Annotated in this window: 12 protein-coding genes; 6 read left to right on the top strand and 6 right to left on the bottom strand. The window is 70.7% G+C overall.

The window, feature by feature from the left end:
* Positions 1–123: 123 nt before the first annotated feature.
* The 5 genes from Pla133_RS22645 to Pla133_RS22625 all read left to right on the top strand — a co-directional run bounded on the left by Pla133_RS22645 (position 124) and on the right by Pla133_RS22625 (position 5,366).
* Positions 124–2,175, top strand: a complete 2,052-nt coding sequence (locus Pla133_RS22645; protein WP_145069548.1) for a molybdopterin-containing oxidoreductase family protein — start codon at positions 124–126, stop codon at positions 2,173–2,175.
* Between the two features lie 389 nt (positions 2,176–2,564).
* Complete coding sequence (locus Pla133_RS22640; RefSeq protein ID WP_419191862.1) at positions 2,565–3,728, top strand: hybrid sensor histidine kinase/response regulator; 1,164 nt, start codon at positions 2,565–2,567, stop codon at positions 3,726–3,728.
* The gene (locus tag Pla133_RS22635) at positions 3,725–4,120 is read left to right on the top strand and encodes a response regulator transcription factor (RefSeq protein WP_145069544.1); all 396 of its coding nucleotides are present in this window, start codon (positions 3,725–3,727) and stop codon (positions 4,118–4,120) included. The genes Pla133_RS22640 and Pla133_RS22635 overlap by 4 nt, the downstream gene beginning before the upstream one ends.
* Positions 4,121–4,148: 28 nt before the next feature.
* Entirely contained in the window at positions 4,149–4,859 is a 711-nt protein-coding gene (locus Pla133_RS22630) for a histidine kinase dimerization/phospho-acceptor domain-containing protein (protein ID WP_145069542.1), read from the top strand.
* Between the two features lie 51 nt (positions 4,860–4,910).
* Positions 4,911–5,366, top strand: coding sequence for a response regulator (locus Pla133_RS22625; protein WP_145069540.1), 456 nt, complete (start codon positions 4,911–4,913; stop codon positions 5,364–5,366).
* Positions 5,367–5,479: 113 nt separating this feature from the next.
* On the opposite strand, the gene Pla133_RS22620 is transcribed toward Pla133_RS22625, so the two are convergent.
* The 6 genes from Pla133_RS22620 to Pla133_RS22595 all read right to left on the bottom strand — a co-directional run bounded on the left by Pla133_RS22620 (position 5,480) and on the right by Pla133_RS22595 (position 14,959).
* Positions 5,480–6,838, bottom strand: a complete 1,359-nt coding sequence (locus tag Pla133_RS22620) for a 1-acyl-sn-glycerol-3-phosphate acyltransferase (protein ID WP_419191861.1) — start codon at positions 6,836–6,838, stop codon at positions 5,480–5,482.
* 73 nt (positions 6,839–6,911) lie between these two features.
* Positions 6,912–8,699: a right-handed parallel beta-helix repeat-containing protein gene (locus Pla133_RS22615; RefSeq protein ID WP_145069536.1), complete on the bottom strand. Its 1,788-nt coding sequence runs from the start codon at positions 8,697–8,699 to the stop codon at positions 6,912–6,914.
* A 207-nt stretch (positions 8,700–8,906) separates the two neighbouring features.
* A complete protein-coding gene (locus Pla133_RS22610) occupies positions 8,907–10,967 on the bottom strand; it encodes a M12 family metallo-peptidase (protein WP_145069534.1) in 2,061 nt (686 codons plus the stop codon).
* 139 nt (positions 10,968–11,106) lie between these two features.
* Positions 11,107–11,595 carry a hypothetical protein gene (locus Pla133_RS22605; protein WP_145069532.1) on the bottom strand — a complete coding sequence of 163 codons (489 nt, stop codon included), beginning with the start codon at positions 11,593–11,595 and terminating at the stop codon, positions 11,107–11,109.
* A gap of 125 nt (positions 11,596–11,720) precedes the next feature.
* Positions 11,721–12,713 (bottom strand): ACP S-malonyltransferase, encoded by a 993-nt coding sequence (locus tag Pla133_RS22600; RefSeq protein ID WP_145069530.1) that lies wholly within the window; start codon positions 12,711–12,713, stop codon positions 11,721–11,723.
* Positions 12,710–14,959: a thiamine pyrophosphate-dependent enzyme gene (locus tag Pla133_RS22595; RefSeq protein ID WP_145069528.1), complete on the bottom strand. Its 2,250-nt coding sequence runs from the start codon at positions 14,957–14,959 to the stop codon at positions 12,710–12,712. The genes Pla133_RS22600 and Pla133_RS22595 overlap by 4 nt, the downstream gene beginning before the upstream one ends.
* Positions 14,960–15,123: 164 nt before the next feature.
* Here Pla133_RS22595 and Pla133_RS22590 point away from each other — a divergent pair, with 164 nt between their 5' ends.
* On the top strand, positions 15,124–15,705 hold the full coding sequence (locus Pla133_RS22590; protein WP_145069526.1) for an NADPH-dependent FMN reductase: 582 nt from the start codon (positions 15,124–15,126) through the stop codon (positions 15,703–15,705).
* The last annotated feature ends 18 nt before the right edge of the window (positions 15,706–15,723 follow it).

Raw genomic sequence — 15,723 nt, 5'->3', positions numbered from 1 at the left:
CGGGGCTTGGGGGCTGATGCGGATCCGGGGCAGGAATCCGAGCGGGAGGTCGGGCAAGGGTTCTAGGATGACCGGCCGCCGGAATCCAGCGGGCGCCGCCCGACCGTTTGCTCCGACTCCGCCATGAGCGACACCTCCGTCCGAACTGTTCGCACCGCCTGTCCCCTGGACTGCCCCGATTCGTGCAGCCTCGTGGTCGACGTGGCCGAGGGCAAGCTGGCGCGGATCGACGCGGTCCCCGTGGGCACGCCCGGCTCGAACCCGGCCACGCAAGGCTTCATCTGCGGCAAGGTGCGGCGGATCGGCCAGCACCTCTACGGTCCCGAGCGCCTGACGACCCCCCTGCGCCGCGTCGGGGCCAAGGGCGAGGGCCGCTTCGAGCCGATCTCGTGGAACACGGCCCTGGACCTGGTGGCCGAGGGGATGCGCGCGGTGGCGCAAACCCACGGGCCCGAGGCGGTACTGCCCCTGTGCTACGGCGGCTCGAACGGTCTCCTGACCCAGGACGCCGCCGACGCGATCCTCTTCCGCCGCTTCGGCGCTGCGCGCCTGTTGCGGACGGTCTGCGCGGCGCCCTCCAGTGCCGCCTACCAGGCCCTCTACGGTCGCATGCCGGGCGTGGCCTATTCGGACTACGACCAGGCGCAGTTGATCGTGATCTGGGGCGCGAACCCGAAGGCCAGCGGCATCCACCTGGTGCCGGCGATCGACGCCGCCCTGGAACGCGGCGCGCACCTGGTGGTGGTCGATCCGCGGCGCACCGGCCTGGCCAAGAAGGCTCACCTGCACCTGGCCCTGCGGCCGGGCACCGACCTGTGCCTGGCCCTGGCGCTGATCCGTTGGATGTTCCACGAGGGGCGCGCCGACGAGCGCTTCCTGGCGGCCCACGCGAACGGTGTCGACGAGCTGCGCGCGGCGGCGGAGCCCTGGACCCTGGAGCGAGCCGCGGGCGAGTGTGGCCTCTCTGTCGATCAGGTGCGCGCCTTCGCGGAGGTCTACTGCGCGGCGCGGCCCGCGGTGCTGCGAGTCGGGTGGGGTCAAGAGCGCAACCGCAACGGCGGCTTCGCCACGGCGGCGATCCTGGCCCTGCCCGCGGTGGCCGGTCACTTCGGCGTGCGCGGCGGAGGCTTCACTGCCAGCACCTCAGGCGCCTGGGGCGGGCTGCTCGACACCGCCGTCGACGAGCCCGATCGCGCCCAGCGCGTGGTCAACATGAACCGCCTGGGACGCGAGCTCCTGGAGCCCGAGGGCACGCCGATCCACGCCTTGTTCGTCTACAACGCCAACCCGCTCGCGACCCTGCCGGACCAGGAGCGGGTGCGGCGCGGCCTGGCCCGCGAGGACCTGCTCACGATCGTGTTCGACGCGGTGGCCACCGACACCGCGCGCTTCGCCGACATCGTGCTGCCGGCGACGACCTTCCTCGAGCACCTCGACCTCCACAAGAGCTACGGCACCCTGGCCCTGCAGCGCGTCAACCCGGCGGTCGACGCCCACGGCGAGGCGCGCTGCAACCACGAGGTCTTCCTCGACATCGCCGAGCGCCTGGGGCTGGTGACGGAGGGCAAGCGCCCGAGCCTGTTGGACCTGGAGTCGCGGGTGGTGGCGCCCCTGAGGAAGGCCGGGGTGGACACGGCGGCCCTCGAGCTGGACGGCTACGTCACCGCCCCCGGCGGCTACGCCCCGATCCCCTTCGTGGACGTCTTCCCGCGCACGCCGGACGACCGCATCGACCTGGCGCCGGCGCAGCTCGCGGCCGAAGCGCCCGTCGGCCTCTACGGCTATCGCCCCGATCCGGCCAGCGAGGCCTTCCCGCTGGCGCTGATCTCCCCGGCCCTGGCGCGGACGACCAGCTCGACCTTCGCCCAGCTGATCGAAGGGCAGGTCGCCCTGACGCTGCATCCGGACGACGCGGCTGCCCGCGGCCTGGAAGCCGGTGGGGCCGTGCGCGTCTTCAACGAGCTCGGCGAGGTGCACTGCGAGCTGGGGCTCGACCCCGACCTGCGCCCCGGTGTGGCCTGCCTCCCCAAGGGCCTGTGGGAGCGCCACACCACCAACGGCAACACGTCCAACGCCCTGTGTCCCGACACCCTCACCGACCTGGGTGGCGGCGCGTGCTTCAACGATGCTCGGGTGCAGGTCGAGAATCTCCCCGCTCGAGCGGGTGGTAAGTAAGGCCGTCGATGGCCTCCGTGGGGAGGCTTGACCCGTCCCTCGAGGGAGCGCAATCCCTGGAGATCGGGGCGATCTCCAGGGATGCGAGCTCCTCGTCGAGGGCCTTATTCAGTGCTGGAACGGCGCACGTCGCGCGCCCGTCGTTGAGGGGATCCGAAGCTCGTGATTGCTAGCGACCCTGGGGACGCTCGGGCTCGAAGCAATCGTGACGGACGGATAGGCGGCGCCGAAGTCGCGCCCCGCGCCGGCGAGATTGCGACAAGAACGAATCGAAACACGCCGTCAAGTGTTCATTCCGCGTTGGACGAACCAAGCCGTCGACCTACGTCGGGGGCGAACCAGAACAAATGCGGTCCACGGAATTCGAACTACATTCCCGGTGCCTACGGGTGCTGGCGGTTGACGACAGTCGAGAAGACCTCGAGCTGTTGCGGCGCTGCCTGGCGCGGATCGAGGACGTCGAGGCGACGGTCGAGAGCTACCTGACGGTCGACGAGTGCCTGCTCGAGCTGCACGAGCAGGAGTTCGACGTGGTGATCCTCGACCTGCGAATCGCGGGCAAGTCGGGGCTCGACCTCTTGGCCAGCCTGCGTGAGCGTGGGGTCGGGGCGCCCGGCATCCTGGTCACGGGGCAGGGCGACGAGGAGGTCGCCGTGGCGGCCATGCACGCCGGCTTCGCGGACTACATCTCCAAGGGGGCCATCGGCACCCGCAGTCTGCGGCGGGCCATCCTGAACGCTGTCGAGAAGCACCACTTGAAGGCGCGGCTGGTGGCCAAGAACTTCGAGCTCGAGCAGATGGTGCTCGACCTGCGGGCCCGCACCGAGGAGATCGAGGGCTTCTACCACTGTCTGGCCCACGAGCTGAAGACGCCGCTGACGTCGATCCGCGAGTTCGTCTCGATCGTCATGGACGGCTTGCAGGGTCCGATCAACCCGGGTCAGCACGAGCTCCTGTCGGTGGCGCTGAGCTCCTGCGACCACATGGTCCGCTGCATTCACGACCTGCTCGACTCCAATCGCTTGGAGACCGGCAAGCTGGGCGTCGAGCGGCGGCTGCAACCCCTGGCCAAGACCCTGGGGGACGCGGTCAGCCAGCACCGGGTGCGAGCGGCGTCGAAGGGCGTCAGGCTGGTCTACAAGGCCCCCGACGACGGACTCAACGCCTGGTTCGACGAGGACCGCATCGCGCAGGTCGTGTCGAACTTGCTCTGCAACGCGGTCAAGTTCACCGACTCGGGCGGGCGCATCACCCTGCGCACACGATTGGTTCCGGGCTCCGACGGCCAGGTCGAGATCGAGGTGAGCGACACCGGTCGCGGAATCGCCCCCCGGGACCTGCCGCGCATCTTCGACCGGCTCTACCAGTCGGCCGATGGCGATGCGGCCGTCCAAGGGGGACTGGGACTTGGACTGAACCTCTGCCGCGAGCTGGTGAAGCTCCACGGCGGACAGATCGAGGTGGAGAGCGAAGTCGGGAGAGGCAGCAACTTTCGTTTCTGTCTGCCAACCCATCAACCGCAACCGACCGATACCGAGAGGCTTGTCGCATGAGCAAGATCCTGATCGTCGAAGACGACGCCAACATCAACCGCGCCCTCTGCATCCGCCTGCGCGCGGCGGGCTACGAGGTTATCTCCGCCGAAGACGGCTACCTGGGTCTGAGCGTCGCCCTGCAGCGTCGACCCGACCTGATGTTGCTGGACATCTCGATGCCCGCTGGCGGAGGCCTCAGCATCGTCGAACGGCTGCGCGAGCACCCCGACGCGCCCGAGATCCCCTTCGTTGTGCTGACCGCCAGCAAGCGCGAGGAGTACCGCCAGGAGGCCGCGACTTTGGGTGCCGGGGGCTACTTCGAGAAGCCTTACCGCTCCGAGGAGTTGGTGGCGGAGATCCAGCGGGTGCTCGCGCTCGCGGCCAGCCCCGCCGTCAACCCCGCGGCCTGAGCGAGCAGGCGAAGGAGCGCCCCAGCCCATGGACGACGACTTGATCGAGACGCTGGCCGATCACATCTGCCACCAGTTGCGCGGCTCGCTTGCCGCGATCATGGCCTATGGCGAGCTCCTCGACGACCGCGTGTGCGGTCCGTTGAACGCCGACCAGGCGGAGCAGGTGGGCGTGATCCTGTCGCGCACCCGACTCCTGGACCGCCAGATCAGCGAGGTACGCGAAGCGGTCAAGGTCGGGCGCGGCGAGCCGTGGCTGGAGCCCGAGGTCGTCGACCTGGGCCGGCTGTGCGAGTTCCACGCGGACCTGTGGGGGCAGGCCGCCCGCGACTGCGGCGTGGAGCTCGACCAGCGCCGGGCGGCGGGGACCGGCGCGGTCCTGCTCGACTCGGACGCCCTGGCGGGCGCCGTGGACCACGCCATCCGCGGCTTGGTGGCCGAGGTCGAGGACTGCGGGGCGCTCGACTTGGCGCTCGAGGCCGAGGCGGGCGCGGCGCGCCTCGTGCTGTCGACTGCCGCGCGCCTGCGGCCGGTCGCGGCCGGAGTGGACCGCTTCGCGGTCAGATGGCCCGGCGAGGGCCGACGGGGACACGAGCTGGGGCTGGGCCTGTACCTGTGCCGCTCCCGGTTCGAGGAGTTGGGGGGGACCGTCCGGATCGACGGTGGAGTCGATTCGGAGACGAGGCTCGTGGTCGAGTTTCGCCTGTTGGAGCCGTCGATCGCGGTTCCGGGGAACTGAATCTTCAGTGGTGGCCAGTGGCACTGGCTCGCCGAGAACGAGGGCAGAGGAATGATCGTCAAGTGTGCCGAGAGTGACCTGGACGAGCAGATGCTCGTACGCGAGGCCCAGACCGCAGGGGTGATCAACTACCAGCGCCTGCAGACGGTGCTGCTGATCGAGGACCAGGAGGACCTGAATCGCGCGCTCGCGACTCGACTGCAGTGGTCCGGCTTGAACGTGGAGAGCGCCTTCGACGGCCTCACCGGTCTGAACAAGATCGAGACCCTGGATCCCGATCTGATCCTGCTGGATCTGTGCTTGCCGGAGCTGCACGGATTCAAGCTACTCCACGCCATCCGCCACCACTCGGGTCTGCAGCAGGCTCCGATCATCGTCTTGACCGGCGACACTTCGCCCGGCATTGCGCGGCGTGCGGCGCGCGCCGGCGTGCGCCGGGTCTTCCGCAAGCCGGTCTCGTTCGGCGATGTGGTGGAAGAGGCCCACGCGGCGCTCGAGGGCTTCTGATCGGAACCGGTGCGGGGGTCCAAGGAGCCACCGTGCACTTTCCCTTGCCGCATGGCGATCGAAGGGGGCGGCGCTGATCCGGCTCCGACTGTGAGGGAGCTCGCCGCAGCGGGCTACCTGCCGCGCGTGGACGGTAGGGCGGGCGATTGGTCGGAGGTCGATGCGGCCTCGCCGGCCAGTCGTCCGCCAAGCTCGTCGATCTGCGCGCAGATCAGGTCGCGCTCGTACACGAGGCGCTGCCGCAGGCGGCGTGCGGGGACGATGCGGGCGAAGGCGCGCACCTCGCGCCAGGCCACCAAGTAGTCCTCGGCGAAGCGCAGGGCCAGCCGTCCTGCGATCGGCGCGAAGATCGCCAACAGGACGGCCACCCACCAGGTGGTGTACCAGGCCAGCAGCACCGAGGTGCCGATCCACCAGACCGGGAAGAACAACAGTGCGCCCACCAGCTTGTAGGTCGCGCGCAGGTCGGCCCCCGGTTTGAGGCGCGGAAGGAGGGTCGCGATCGACAGGTAGGGCGCGAACCAGTAGGCGAAGGCGAGGCCCACCAGCGGCGCGCCGACCACGATCGCCAGGACGTGGCGCAGGGCGAAGCGCGCAATGGTGAGGGGTGAGTAGCGGGCGTCGAGGTGGTCCGCCGAGAGGCCCAGGCCCCGCAGGGCGCGGCGGAAGGCGGCGATCCTGCGCGCCAGCCGCTGGGCCTCGCGGGGGTGGTCCCGGCGCAGGCGACGCGCCGCGCCGGCCAGCATGGCCATGCGCTGGACGCGCTGGGAGCCCCGCGCCGGTCGCCAGATGCGCTCGGCCACCCGCAAGAGTGGCCAGTCCTCCCACTGGTCGAGGTTCACGGTCACGTTGTCGAGCGACTTGCCGATGCGCTCGGTCAGACGCTCCACGTCGGCCCAGGTGGTGGAGCCGTCCGCGGCGCGCAGGTCTCCCCCGTCGACGGGCTCGCCGATCCAGACCGCGACGCGGCTGCGGAAGGTGCCCTTCTCGGCGTAGACCAGGCCCACCGGCACGATGCGCGGCTCGCCGCCGACGTGCGGGTCCGCCCCCAGGGCCATGCGGGCCGCGCCGGTCTTCAGGCGTTGGTTCGCGGGCTCGTGGTGACTCTTGCCCTCGGGGAACAGACCGATGACCTGGCCCTGCTCGAGGGCGCTGAAGACGGCCTTGAAGGCGTCGGCGTTCTTGGCCGTGTCGGCGCCGTCCTGGGAGCGGTAGACCGGGATCAGTCCGATGGTGCGGATCATCCAACCGATCACGGGCATCCGCAGCAGCGGCTCCTTGCCGAGGAAGAAGATGCGGCGCTCGGTGCTCTGTAGCAGGAGCGTCGGATCGACCAACGCGTTGGGGTGGTTGGCCACCAGAATCACCGGACCCTCGGCGGGCACGGTCCCGCCCAGGATCTGCACGCGATAGAAGGTCGAGACCGCCAGGCGGACCAAGGCCAGGAGGAACTTGCGGAGCGCGCGCTGCACGCCGGCGATCTTACAGGCCGACCTCCGGTGGATCGCGACTGAGCCGGCGGTGACCCCTCAGGCCGAGCGGCGACTAATAGTCGCCCAGGTGCAGATCGATGGCGTTGTTCAGGCGGGTGCCCGTCAGGGCCGGAACGGCGGCTTGGACGCTGATCTGGGCTCCCAAGAGCAGCGGGTCGACGGGCATGTCGATCGAATGGGATCCCTGGGCGAAGTCGAAGACCAGGGGCGGCAGTACCAGCAGCTCGCCGATCACGTCCGGCCCGAGCACGATGCCCCAGGTCGGTCCGCCGAGGCCGAGGGCCAGCACCGATCCCAGTGCGCCCGGGGAGCTCACGTCGACCGCGGCGTTCCAGCGATGGCCGAGCACCGGATCGCTCGAGCTCTGGAAGCCCGTGGGGTTGCCCAGCCCGCCGGCGCGCACCACCGCCGTCGCGATGGTCGGCCCCTCCGCCACCTTCCAGCCGGGGTTGCCGGCGGCGTCGTAGGCGTAGGCGCCGACGGTCGCGTCGCCGCCCATGACCGTCCCGTTGAAGTCCACGTCCAGGGCGTGCAGCAGGTTCGCGGCCCCGATCAACGGCGAGCCGGCGACCGGGAAGAAGTCCAGGGCCGGCGCGTCGGCCAGGGCCGCGGCCAGGTCCAGGATTGTCACGTTGCCGGTGATCGTCACCAGCGAACTCACGCTGCCCGGGCCCGTGATAGCGACCGGGTAGTTCGGCCCGCGGTAGAGGGCGTTGTTCGCCACCAGGATCGGGAAGCTCGGCACGCTCGCGATCTGCAGCGTGTCGATCAACAGGTCCGTGGACCCAATGAAGGTGTTGCCGACGATCTCCAGGTCCCCGCACAGGGTCTGGTGGTCGGAGGTGTAGAAGGGCTGGGGCGCGTAGACGATGTTGCCGCGCACGATCGCGTCCGCCGCGACCTGCATGCCCTGGCCGGTGAGGTCGCCGGGCACCTTGCTGATCTGCCACACCACGTTGCGCTCGATCACGTTGCGGCCCCAGTCGGGCGCCGTCTCGTCACCGAAGACGCTCTTGGCGCCCGACACGAGCACCGCCGGATAGAACGTGTAGTGCATCACGTTCTGCGCGATCAGGTTGTTGTAGCAGCCGTCCTTGAGCTGGATCGCCGTGCCGTGGTAGTAGGGCCCGGCCGGGTCCTGGTACCAGCTGTTCTCCCAGACGTTGTCGTGCAGGTAGTTCCGCACCACGCGGCTGTTCTTGACGATGCCCTGGGTCACGCTGCCGTCGTAGTTGCCCAGGTAGATCGACTCGCCCCAGCGCCCGGCGTGGTGGATCTCGTTCTCGATGATGTCGATCGAGTCGTAGACCTCACCGCGAAAGTTCGCCGACAGGGCCGTGTTGTGGGTGTGGTGGATGTGGCAACCGCGGATCGTCACGTGATGCGCCGGCCGCAGGATGTCACCCATGGGCAGCTCGAAGGTCGAGAAGGCCCAGTCCGTCTTGGCGCCGATGCGAATGCCCCAGTTGCCGCCCGTGACCTCGAGGCCCTGCAGCACCACGTGCTGGGCCCCGCGCATGTTGATCACGTTGTGCTCGAGGTTCGTGAAGTAGTCGTCGAAGGACCCGAACGTATTGCGCGTGATCACCGGCGTCTCGCCCGGGGCCGCCATGATCGTGACCGGCGCTTCCGCGGTGCCCACGTGCCCGATGTTCAAGAGCACATCGTCCGGCGTCAGGTAGGTGCCCCCGTGGAGCACGACCGTGGTTCCGGGGGGCAGGTGCTCGCCGTTGATGACCGCGAGCCAGTCGTCAGCGGGGGTGAGCTGGATCACGTCCGCGTAGGCGGGGGCGGCGAGGGCGGCGGCGCCGGTCAGCGCGGCGAGGAGGAGCGTTCGCATCGGTTCGATACCTGGTGGGCCGGCGGAACCCCTCCGCGCGGGCCGAGACCATAGACGCGAACGGTGGGACCGAGTCGACCTCAAACCCCGTCCGTACGTTGGCCCTGGGGGGGGGTGCGTCGGGTAGGCGGCGGTTTCGTGCCTGGCACCTGACGCCCGCCTACCCGAACCCCGCGACGAGCCAAGGCATGCCGCGGCGCCCCGCTCTCAGGGCTGCGTCCCGATCGCGCGCTGGTACACCGCGCGCTGGACGTCGAATCCGTTGCCGTCGTTCCAGCCGGCGCCGGCCTGCCACCACTCGGCGTAGTCCTCGGAGCCGTTGTAGTCGTTGGGCTCGTTCGCCGTCCAAGGCGTGAACGCGCTCACGCCCGAGCCGTCGATCCAGTGCCAGGCGCCCTCGCTCAGGGCGTCCGTGTAGCCGATCCACAGGTCCTCGTTGGGGCCCGCGCCTGCGAACAGGTTGGTCACGAGCCACGACTCGAGGCTCGCGCTGGGGATCGACGCCAGGGTGCCACCGAACTGCTGCGCCAGGCTCTGGCTGTGGAACCAGGTGGCAGGCTCGCCGATCGCGTACTCGAAGCCGTTGCTCGGGTGCTGGGCCCAGGTCACCGCGCTCGGCGGCACCGGCTTGATCAGCTCGAGGGAGAGGGCGTTGGACGCCGCCAGACCCTCGACGCCGCCAGGATCGGTGAACCAGCCCTGCACGATCAACTCGATGCCGAAGGGGTACGAGCCAGTCAGGGTCGCCGGCCCGAAGGCCGCGCTCGCCCCGGTGGTTGCGAAGACGCTCAAGAGGTCCGGCGAGGGCACCAGCGTCCCACCGAACAGGGGCAGGTTGCCGATCGACGCGCCCACCACCAAGACACCCGTCTGCGGGCTCGGCACGTCGGCGAAGTCGATCACCAGGCCGTTGGTCTGGCCGTCGTAGCTGGCGCTGGCGGTCGGAGCGTGGCTGCCGCTCGCGAGCTGCGCGCCCAGGTCCGTCTGGGACAGACCCTCGTAGGGCCGCAGGGCACTCGACACGACGCTGTCGCGGATGACCTGCTTGACCGTCGGGTGGAACACCGGCGCGATGTTGGCGATGCCGCCGTCACACAGGTGGCAGTAGCTCATGATCGTGCCCGGCGCGCAGAGCGTGGTCGTCTGGCACTGACCCCAGTAGCCGTCCGGGGCGCACTGATCCAGGGGCGGGCAGTAGTTGTGGGTGTGGCTCGTGCCGAAGTTGTGGCCGGTCTCGTGGGCCGTGACCACGAAGTCCCAGTTGAGCGGGCCCTGGGCCACGGGGAAGGGCGTCTGCCCGGCGAGGTTGCCGCTGACCGCGTAGGCGTAGTCGTGGTAGCCGAGCACGCCGACCCAGGCCACGCCGCCGCCCAGGCCCGCGCCGCTGATCAGGTGCGCCAGATCGGCGTCCACCGGCCAGCCGCCGATCCAGGCGCTGCGGAATTCGTTGAGCATGTCACCCGAGCCGCCGCCGATGTCGGGGGTGTTCCAGGGGTCGGAGCTGGTCGTGTAGAGGCCCAGGTAAGCCACGTGCACGAGCGTGCCGACCTGATCGACGTAGGTGTCGCTGACCGCGCCGAACAGGGACAGGGCGTAGGCCTCGGCCGCGACCAGGTCGCCGAAGAGCTGGTAGAAGTCCCAGTCGGTCTCCACCGCCATGCGGCACTGGTAGAGCTCGTCCTGTCCGCCGGCTCCGATGGGCAGCAGCCGCGGCGTGGCCGGTGCCGTGACCGGCGCGGGGTGCTCGGGCAGCTCGAGCATCTCGCACGACGGCGGCGGCGCCAGGTGGCGGATCGCGGCGTCGGTCACCCAGCGCGAGCGGCTGGCGCTCCAACCCCGGTCGACGTCGGGGGTCGCGAGCAGGTGCACCAGCTGGCCGTTCGAGCGCACCCACCCGCGCGCGCCGACGCTGGACAGGGCCAGGTAGACGTCGGATTGCGGATCGCCCTCGACGGTGCCGCGCCACAGGGAGAGGTCGCCGCGCAGGCTGGCGCCGAGCGGAGCCACGGGCTCGCCGTCCACGAACAGGAGCGCGTCGCTGGTCGCCGCGGGCACGCGCTCGAGCAGCAGCGCGCGTCCCTCCATGCCGGGCACCATGGCGTCTTCGATGCGGACGTCTAGCAGGCCGTCGAGCACCGAGAGGCTGGCGCGGTCGGCGGTCAGCTGGCCATCGGTGGTCGGGACCAGGGGCCAGGTGACGGAGGGGGCGTCCGGCGCGGACCAGCCGAGGCCGGTCGCGGCGCCGAGGAGGGCGGAAGCGAGGAGCATGGGGGAGGGGGTTGGGGACGCGGAATGGGGTCTGCGAGCGTAGCAGCGCGCTCCGAGTTCGTGGGGAGGGGGACGTTGGGCCAAATGGTCCCGCCACCGTACGGCCCAGTACGGCCCAACGTCCCCGCAACCGTACGGCCTACGGCAGGGCGAAGTCGCCCGGGATCGTCTTCGAGCCCACCGTCGTGTCCACCGTGGCGACGAACCGCAGCGGGCGACCCTTCTCGTAGGGCACCTCGAAGGGAATCGTCAGCACGTCCGTTCCGTTCGGTTCGCGGCGCTCCATCAACGTGGCGCGCTCGCCGTCGTTCAGCACCCCGTCGGAGTTGGCGTCGATCCAGAACTCCAGCGCCAGGCCCAGCACGCGCGTGGCCCCACCGTCGATGCTGCGCGCGGTGAAGCGGCTCTGGACCGTGCCGAAGTCCGTCGTGCTGGCCAGACCGACGCCGAGCTCGACGCCCGCGACGCCGATCTCGAGCTGTCCGAACTCCTGCTCGAGGATCGGGTCGACCGTGTTGTCGGCGGATGCCGTCGAGGTCGACTGGCAACCGCTTGTCAGGGTTGCGAGGGTCAGGCCGAGGCCGGCGAGGGCGGCGGACTTGGCGGGCAGGCTGGTTCGAGAGGGCATCTGTTTGGATCCGATGACGGGGAGCGCCCGGATCCTAACCTCCAGGTGCCCGCTGTCGGTGGACCGCGAGCTCGCCGCCGGCGTCGAGCCGCCGCCGAGACAGGCCGCCGTGCGGTCCGGCGCTCTCAGCGCCGCATCGACTCGACCAGGGCGCCCGCGCCGCCCTGGACGGTCTGGAAGCTGGCCTTGTCGATGATCCCGCGCCAGCGCTCGGCGATCAGGACCTGGCCGACCACGCCACCCAGGGTGTTGCCCGGCCCCGGCAACACGATGCGATCCGGGGCGTGCTCGCGCAGCCCAACGCGGATCGAGGCGGTCAGGTCGTAGGGCTCGACCACCTGGGCGCCGAGGGTGTACTCGCGCAGCTCCTCGGGCGAGGTCGACCAGGGGGTGAAACGCTCACCCCGCCCGTCGATCAGCGTCACGAGGGGGCGGCGGAATTCGAGTTCCGCCAGGCGCAGGCGGGCGTCCGAGCTGACCTCCGCCACGAGCGGCGTGTGGTAGGGCCCGTGGCGCATCAGTCGGAATGGATAGACCGTCCCGCCGAGCTTGGCCTGGGGCAGGGAATCCAACAGGTGACGGATCCCCACCTCGCTGCCGGCCAGGACCTCGTAGCCGCCCAAGTGGATCGAGCGCATCGCTTCGCCGCGACTGGTGGCCAGGGCCCCGTCCACCAGGCGCTCGCGCTCGGGGTCGCGGCGCCAGTCCTCGTCGACCACGGGGTAGAGGATCTGCCCGCCGACGTCGTGCTGCTCCTGCAGCAGGGCCATCTCCTGCACCAGGCGGAAGCCGTCCTCGAACGACAGGGCCCCGGCCGCCGCGAGGGCCGTGTACCAGCCCATCGAGTTGCCCGCCACGCAGGTCGGGCGGGTGCGCGCCATGGCCTGGGACGCGTCGAGCATCGAGACCAGGTAGATCAGCGCCGAGACGTTCGCCGGTCGCAGGTGTTGGGCCGCGCTGAAGCGCTCGGCGCGGTCCAACTCCACCAGCGGCGGCAGGTCGGCCTCGGCGCGCAGGCGCTCGGCGGCCGCGACCCAGGCGTGTCCCTCGGGCAGCGACTTCAGGGAGCGTTCGGTGTAGGAACCGCGCCCCGGGCAGATGATGAACGAGCGAGTCACGGGCGCGCCTGCTCCCCGTCGCGCGTCAGCTCGAGCGCGCCCTCGAGGATCTGCTCCTCGGTCACCAGCACCGCACGGGTCGACGGCCCGAGCGGGATGTAGGTGTCCGCCGCCCGCACGCTGCGCACCCTCGCGGGCACGTCGCGCTCGACCATGGCGGCGGCCAGGGCGTCGGCCACGCCGCCGCTCGCGCGGCACTCGTCGACGATCAGCAGCTTGCCACACTGGGCCGCGTGCTCGGCCACCGCGGCGAAGGGCAGGGGCGCCAGCCAGCGCAGGTCGAGCACCCGCGCGCGCAGGCCGTGCTCGCGCTCGAGCTGGCGCGCGGCGCGCAGGGACAGGCGCAGGCCGTTGGCGTAGCTGACGATCAACAGGTCGCTCGCCTCCGCGTCGTGCACGCCGACCTCGCCGGGCAGCAGCGCGTCGCCGGGCAGCGGGTAGTCCGACAGCCAGGCGCCGTCGCCCTCCTCGTACAGGTCGCGCTCGTGGTAGAGGGCGATCGGCTCCAGGAACACCACCACGCGCTCGTTCTCCGCCGCCAGGGCCAGGGATCCGCGCAACAGGCGCGCGGCGTCGTCGCCCCGCGACGGGCAGGCGATCGCGATCCCTGGGATCTCGCGCAGGGCGGCGATGGCGTTGTCGTTGTGGAAGTGGCCGCCGAAGCCCTTCTGGTAGGCCAACCCGGCGATGCGCACGACCATCGGGTTGACCCACTGGCCGTTCGAGAAGAAGCGCGTGGAGCAGGCCTCGCCGCGCAGCTGGTCGATGGCGTTGTGGAGGTAGGCCAGGTACTGGATCTCCGGTACCGGCAGGAAGCCGAGCTGCGCCGCGCCCTGGGCCACGCCGAGGATGGTGGTCTCGTCCAGCAGGGTGTCGAACACGCGCGGGGTGCCGAAGCGCTCCTGCAGGCCGGCGGTGACGCCGTAGACGCCACCCTTCTTGCCCACGTCCTCGCCCATCATCAGCATGTCGCCGCGCTTGAGCATGGCGTCGGTCAGGGCCGCGTTGACGTGGGCCGCGAGGGTGCGCCGCGGGCCGGCGGTCTGCTCCTCGGGCAGCTTGCCGCCGAAGCAGGCGCGGCGCGTGGCCTCGCCCACCGACTCGGCGGCCGAGGCCCGCGTGCGCGGCTCGTCGTAGGGCGCGAGGGGCGCCATGACCTGGGCGCGCGTCTCCAGGTGCGGGCGCGAGGCGGCCTCGCGCGCGGCCGCCATGACGCGCTCGTGGGCGTCCTTGCGAATCGCCTGCAGGGTCCCCGGCGACGCGGCCCCGGACTCCACCAGCTCGCGCGCGTTGGCGAGCAGCGGGTCGAGCTCCTCGATCGACTCGATCTCGTCCAGGCTGCGGTAGCCGGTCTCCACGTCGCTGCCGGCGTGACCCCACAGGCGCACGGTACGCAGGTGCAGGAACACCGGCGCGTGGGTCGCGCGGCAGGTGTGGATCGCCAGGTGGACCGTGTCCCAGGTCTCCGCCAGGCTGCCGGTGGCCTCGAAGTACGAGAGGTGCTGCAGCCGGCTGAAGTGGTCGGCGATCCACTGCTTGGGCGTCTCGACCGAGATGCCGATGCGGTTGTCCTCGCAGATGAACAGGATCGGCGTGGGGTTGCCCTTGCGAAGCGAATAGCGCGCGGCGTTGATGCCGGTCAGGGCGCTGGCGTGGTTCGAGCTGGCGTCGCCGAAGGAGCAGGCCACGATCGAGTCGTCGGGCAGGTCCCGGTGCAGCCCCAGGCGCCGCGCGCGGCTGAGCGCGAAGGCCATGCCCACCGCCTTGGGCACCTGACTGGCGATGGTCGAGGTCTGCGGCGGGGTCCAGGCCTCGCGGCTGCCCCAGACCTTGTGGCGTCCGCCGCTGACCGGCTCGTCCGACGAGGCGCACAGGCTGAGCAGCGTGTCGAAGGCCGGCGTCGACCCGCGCAGCTGGCGCAGCCGACTCATCATCAGCGCGCCCGAGCGGTAGTGCAGGAAGCACGGATCGGTCGGACGCAGCAGGGTGCCGACGATGCCGTTCTGCTCGTGGCCCGCGCTGGAGATGGTGTAGAAGCTGTCGTTCGTCTTCTTCAGCTCGCGCGCGGCCACGTCCAGGCTGCGGCTGAGGCATTGGTCCTCGAACAGCTTGACGGCCTGCAGGGCGGTCAATCGGCGACCGGGCGCGATCGGCGCCTCGGCGTCCAAGGGCCGCGCGGCGGCGGTCGCGCCGCGAAGGTAGTCGTCGAGGCGTTGCTCGACCGCTTGCACGCGATTGATGGACAAGGTCGGGGGGGCGCGTCCGGCGCGCGGCAGGGCGAAGGAGATTAGCCAGCCCCCCAGGGAGCGTCAATCTCGACCCCGCGGCCGTGACTGGGCCGAAACCCGCCCAGCGTGGATTGGTACCCTCTCGCGTCCACACTGCCCATCGGCCCCACAGAACGCCCGCCATGACCGTCCGGATCCTCGCCTTCTCGGGCAGCCTGCGCGCTGCATCACTGAACCACCGTCTGGTCGAGGCCGCGGCCGCGTCCGCGCGCGCGGCCGGTGCGGAGGTCACGGTCGCGAGCCTGCGCGACTTCGAGATCCCGCTCTACGACGGCGATGACGAGGACGCCGAGGGCATGCCCGAGGGCGCGCGCCGCTTCAAGGCGCTGATGGCGCAGAGCGACGGCTTCCTGATCGCTTCGCCGGAATACAACGGCGGCTACAGCGGCGCCTTGAAGAACGTCATCGACTGGGCCTCGCGCACCGAGTCCGCGGGCGAAGCGCCCCTGGTGGCCTTCCGCGGCAAGACCGCCGGCCTCCTGGCCGCTTCCCCCGGGCGCTTGGGCGGCGTGCGCGGCCTGGCGCAGCTCAACACGATCCTCAGCGGTCTCGGCGTGCTGGTGCTGCCGGAGATGCGGGCCTTCCCCGCCGCCCACGAGATCTTTGCCGAGGACGGCTCGCTCGAGCGCGATGGGGACCAAGCGGCCGTGGACGGATTGGCCCGCCGACTCGTTGCGACCTGTTCCAGCCTCGCCGCGGGCTGAACTCATCCTCACTGATCC

Source organism: Engelhardtia mirabilis (assembly GCF_007748095.1).
Lineage (GTDB): Bacteria > Planctomycetota > UBA1135 > UBA1135.
This window is presented reverse-complemented; position numbering and strand designations above follow the sequence as displayed.